Raw genomic sequence first — 5362 nt, 5'->3', positions numbered from 1 at the left:
CGTCGTGGCGGCGTGATCGACTCCGTCGACGCCAGCCGTATCGTGGTTCGTGTTGCCGATGACGAAGTTGAAACCGGTGAAGCTGGTGTCGACATCTACAACCTGACCAAATACACCCGCTCCAACCAGAACACCTGCATCAACCAGCGTCCGCTGGTGCGTAAGGGTGATCGGGTGCAGCGTAGCGACATCATGGCCGACGGCCCGTCCACCGACATGGGTGAACTGGCGCTGGGTCAGAACATGCGCATCGCGTTCATGGCATGGAACGGCTTCAACTTCGAAGACTCCATCTGCCTGTCCGAGCGTGTTGTTCAGGAAGACCGCTTCACCACGATCCACATCCAGGAACTGACCTGTGTGGCCCGTGACACCAAGCTTGGCCCAGAGGAAATCACTGCCGACATCCCGAACGTGGGTGAAGCGGCACTGAACAAGCTGGACGAAGCCGGTATCGTTTACGTAGGTGCCGAAGTTGGCGCAGGCGACATCCTGGTCGGTAAGGTCACTCCGAAAGGCGAGACCCAACTGACTCCGGAAGAAAAACTGCTGCGTGCGATCTTCGGTGAAAAAGCCAGCGACGTTAAAGACACTTCCCTGCGTGTACCTACCGGTACCAAAGGTACTGTCATCGACGTACAGGTCTTCACCCGCGACGGCGTTGAGCGTGACGCTCGTGCCCTGTCGATCGAGAAGTCCCAGCTGGACGAGATCCGCAAGGACCTGAACGAAGAGTTCCGTATCGTTGAAGGTGCTACTTTCGAACGTCTGCGTTCCGCTCTGGTCGGCCACAAAGCCGAAGGCGGCGCCGGTCTGAAGAAAGGCCAGGACATCACCGACGAAGTTCTCGACGGTCTCGAGCACGGCCAGTGGTTCAAACTGCGCATGGCTGAAGATGCTCTGAACGAGCAGCTCGAGAAGGCTCAGGCCTACATCGTTGATCGTCGCCGTCTGCTGGACGACAAGTTCGAAGACAAGAAGCGCAAACTGCAGCAGGGCGATGACCTGGCTCCAGGCGTGCTGAAAATCGTCAAGGTCTACCTGGCAATCCGTCGTCGCATCCAGCCGGGCGACAAGATGGCCGGTCGTCACGGTAACAAGGGTGTGGTCTCCGTGATCATGCCGGTTGAAGACATGCCGCACGATGCCAATGGCACCCCGGTCGACGTCGTCCTCAACCCGTTGGGCGTACCTTCGCGTATGAACGTTGGTCAGATCCTTGAAACCCACCTGGGCCTCGCGGCCAAAGGTCTGGGCGAGAAGATCAACCGCATGATTGAAGAGCAGCGTAAAGTTGCCGAGCTGCGTAAATTCCTGCACGAGATCTACAACGAGATCGGCGGTCGTCAGGAAAGCCTCGATGACTTCTCGGACCAGGAAATCCTGGATCTGGCTCAAAACCTGCGTGGCGGCGTTCCAATGGCCACTCCAGTGTTCGACGGTGCCAAGGAAAGCGAAATCAAGGCCATGCTGAAACTGGCAGACCTGCCAGAAAGCGGCCAGATGCAGCTGACCGACGGCCGTACCGGCAACAAGTTCGAGCGCCCGGTTACCGTTGGCTACATGTACATGCTGAAGCTGAACCACTTGGTAGACGACAAGATGCACGCTCGTTCTACCGGTTCGTACAGCCTGGTTACCCAGCAGCCGCTGGGTGGTAAGGCGCAGTTCGGTGGTCAGCGTTTCGGGGAGATGGAGGTCTGGGCACTGGAAGCATACGGTGCCGCTTACACTCTGCAAGAAATGCTCACAGTGAAGTCGGACGATGTGAACGGCCGTACCAAGATGTACAAAAACATCGTGGATGGCGATCACCGTATGGAGCCGGGCATGCCCGAGTCCTTCAACGTGTTGATCAAGGAAATTCGTTCCCTCGGCATCGATATCGATCTGGAAACCGAATAACACGTGACGCGAATCGAGAGCGGGGCAGGATTGCCCGCTCTCTGCTCCGCCAGGAGGAAAGGCCTTGAAAGACCTACTGAATTTGCTGAAAAACCAGGGTCAAGTCGAAGAGTTCGACGCCATCCGTATCGGATTGGCATCGCCTGAGATGATCCGTTCGTGGTCGTTCGGTGAAGTTAAAAAGCCGGAAACCATCAACTACCGTACGTTCAAGCCTGAGCGTGACGGCCTGTTCTGCGCCAAGATCTTTGGCCCGGTAAAGGATTACGAGTGCCTGTGCGGTAAGTACAAGCGCTTGAAGCACCGTGGTGTGATCTGCGAGAAGTGCGGCGTTGAAGTCGCGCTGGCAAAAGTTCGTCGTGAGCGCATGGCGCACATCGAACTGGCCTCGCCAGTTGCCCACATCTGGTTCCTGAAATCGCTGCCGTCGCGTATCGGCTTGCTGATGGACATGACCCTGCGTGATATCGAACGCGTTCTCTACTTCGAGAGCTACGTCGTTATCGATCCAGGCATGACCACCCTTGAAAAAGGTCAGCTGCTGAACGACGAGCAGTACTTCGAAGCGCTGGAAGAGTTCGGCGACGATTTCGATGCCCGCATGGGTGCCGAAGCTGTCCGCGAACTGCTGCACGCTATCGACCTGGAACACGAGATTGGTCGTCTGCGCGAAGAGATTCCGCAAACCAACTCCGAAACCAAGATCAAGAAGCTGTCCAAGCGTCTGAAGTTGATGGAAGCCTTCCAGGGTTCCGGCAACCTGCCAGAGTGGATGGTGCTGACCGTTCTGCCGGTTCTGCCGCCAGATCTGCGTCCACTGGTCCCGCTGGATGGCGGTCGCTTCGCGACTTCCGACCTCAACGATCTGTATCGTCGAGTGATCAACCGTAACAACCGTTTGAAGCGCCTGCTGGATCTGTCCGCTCCGGACATCATCGTGCGCAACGAAAAGCGTATGTTGCAGGAAGCTGTCGACGCACTGCTCGACAACGGTCGTCGTGGCCGCGCTATCACCGGTTCCAACAAGCGTCCTCTGAAATCCCTGGCTGACATGATCAAGGGTAAGCAAGGTCGTTTCCGTCAGAACTTGCTCGGTAAGCGTGTTGACTACTCCGGCCGTTCGGTAATTACCGTAGGTCCGACCTTGCGTCTGCACCAGTGCGGTCTGCCGAAGAAAATGGCTCTCGAGCTGTTCAAGCCGTTCATTTTCGGCAAGCTGGAAATGCGTGGTCTCGCTACCACCATCAAAGCTGCCAAGAAGATGGTCGAGCGCGAGCTGCCGGAAGTTTGGGACGTTCTCGCTGAAGTGATTCGCGAACACCCGGTACTTCTCAACCGTGCACCGACCCTTCACCGTCTGGGTATCCAGGCGTTTGAACCGGTACTGATCGAAGGTAAGGCTATTCAGCTGCACCCTCTGGTCTGCGCTGCGTACAACGCCGACTTCGACGGCGACCAAATGGCCGTGCACGTACCGCTGACGCTGGAAGCCCAGCTCGAAGCGCGTGCGTTGATGATGTCGACCAACAACATTCTGTCGCCAGCCAACGGTGAGCCAATCATCGTTCCTTCGCAGGACGTTGTATTGGGTCTGTACTACATGACTCGTGAAGCGATCAACGCCAAGGGCGAAGGTCGTGTGTTCGCGGATCTGCAGGAAGTTGACCGTGTGTTCCGTGCCGGCGAAGCCGCACTGCACGCCAAGGTCAAGGTGCGGATCAACGAAACCGTCAACGACCGTGATGGCGGCAGCGTGAGCAACACCCGTATCGTCGACACCACTGTCGGCCGTGCTCTGTTGTTCCAGGTTGTGCCAAAAGGTCTGTCGTACGACGTCGTCAACCTGCCGATGAAGAAAAAGGCGATCTCCAAGCTGATCAACCAGTGCTATCGCGTGGTTGGTTTGAAAGAGACTGTGATCTTCGCTGACCAGTTGATGTACACCGGTTTTGCTTATTCGACCATTTCCGGCGTTTCCATCGGTGTTAACGACTTCGTTATCCCGGATGAAAAAGCCCGCATCATCAATGCTGCTACTGATGAAGTGAAAGAGATCGAAAGCCAGTACGCCTCCGGCCTGGTAACCCAGGGCGAGAAGTACAACAAAGTGATCGACCTTTGGTCGAAAGCGAACGACGAAGTCTCCAAGGCGATGATGGCCAACCTCTCGAAAGAGAAAGTCATCGACCGTCACGGCAACGAAGTCGACCAAGAGTCTTTCAACTCGATGTACATGATGGCTGACTCGGGTGCGCGGGGTTCCGCAGCACAGATTCGTCAGCTGGCCGGTATGCGTGGCCTGATGGCCAAGCCGGACGGTTCCATCATTGAAACGCCGATTACTGCGAACTTCCGTGAAGGTTTGAGCGTACTTCAGTACTTCATCTCCACTCACGGTGCTCGTAAGGGTCTTGCGGATACTGCGTTGAAAACCGCTAACTCCGGTTACCTGACTCGTCGTCTGGTAGACGTTGCACAAGATCTGGTTGTAACCGAGATCGATTGCGGCACCGAACACGGTCTGTTGATGACTCCGCACATTGAAGGCGGTGACGTTGTAGAGCCGTTGGGTGAGCGCGTATTGGGTCGTGTTATCGCCCGTGACGTATTCAAGCCAGGTACCGAGGACGTCATCGTTCCTGCCGGCACCCTGGTAGACGAGAAGTGGGTCGAGTTCATCGAGCTGAACAGCATCGACGAAGTGATCGTGCGTTCGCCGATCAGCTGCGAAACCMGCTTCGGTATTTGCGCCAAGTGCTACGGCCGTGACTTGGCTCGTGGTCACCAGGTGAACATCGGTGAAGCGGTCGGCGTTATCGCTGCCCAGTCCATCGGTGAGCCGGGTACCCAGCTGACCATGCGTACGTTCCACATCGGTGGTGCGGCAAGCCGGACCTCCGCAGCCGACAGCGTTCAGGTGAAGAATGGCGGTACCGTCCGTCTGCATAACCTGAAGCACGTTGAACGAGTGGATGGTTGCCTGGTTGCTGTGTCCCGTTCCGGTGAGTTGGCGATCGCTGACGACTTCGGTCGTGAGCGCGAGCGTTACAAGCTGCCGTACGGTGCCGTGATTTCGGTTAAAGAAGGTGACAAGGTCGARGCTGGCGCTATCGTGGCCAAGTGGGATCCGCACACTCACCCAATCGTTACCGAAATGAAAGGTACCGTGACCTACGTGGGCATGGAAGAAGGCATCACGATCAAGCGTCAGACTGACGAATTGACCGGTATGACCAACATTGAAGTACTCGACGCCAAAGATCGTCCAGCTGCCGGTAAGGACATCCGTCCTGCCGTGAAGATGGTCGACGACAACGGCAAGGATCTGTTGCTGCCAGGCACTGACGTTATCGCTCAGTACTTCCTGCCAGCCAACGCCCTGGTCGGTGTGGCGGATGGTGCGAAGATCGCGATCGGTGATGTTATCGCTCGTATCCCGCAAGAGACTTCGAAAACT

2 protein-coding genes are annotated in these 5362 nt (G+C 56.6%); both read left to right on the top strand.

From position 1 onward, the window contains the following. A partial coding sequence (rpoB, locus tag AC1DVH_RS25625; protein WP_477756158.1) for a DNA-directed RNA polymerase subunit beta occupies window positions 1-1905 on the top strand: 1905 nt, incomplete at its 5' end. 64 nt (window positions 1906-1969) lie between these two features. Continuing rightward, window positions 1970-5362 (top strand): DNA-directed RNA polymerase subunit beta' (gene rpoC / locus AC1DVH_RS25620; RefSeq protein WP_477756157.1); only part of this gene is annotated, 3393 nt, incomplete at its 3' end.

It is taken from the genome of Pseudomonas sp. P4_C3 (assembly GCF_056402075.1).
This window is presented reverse-complemented; position numbering and strand designations above follow the sequence as displayed.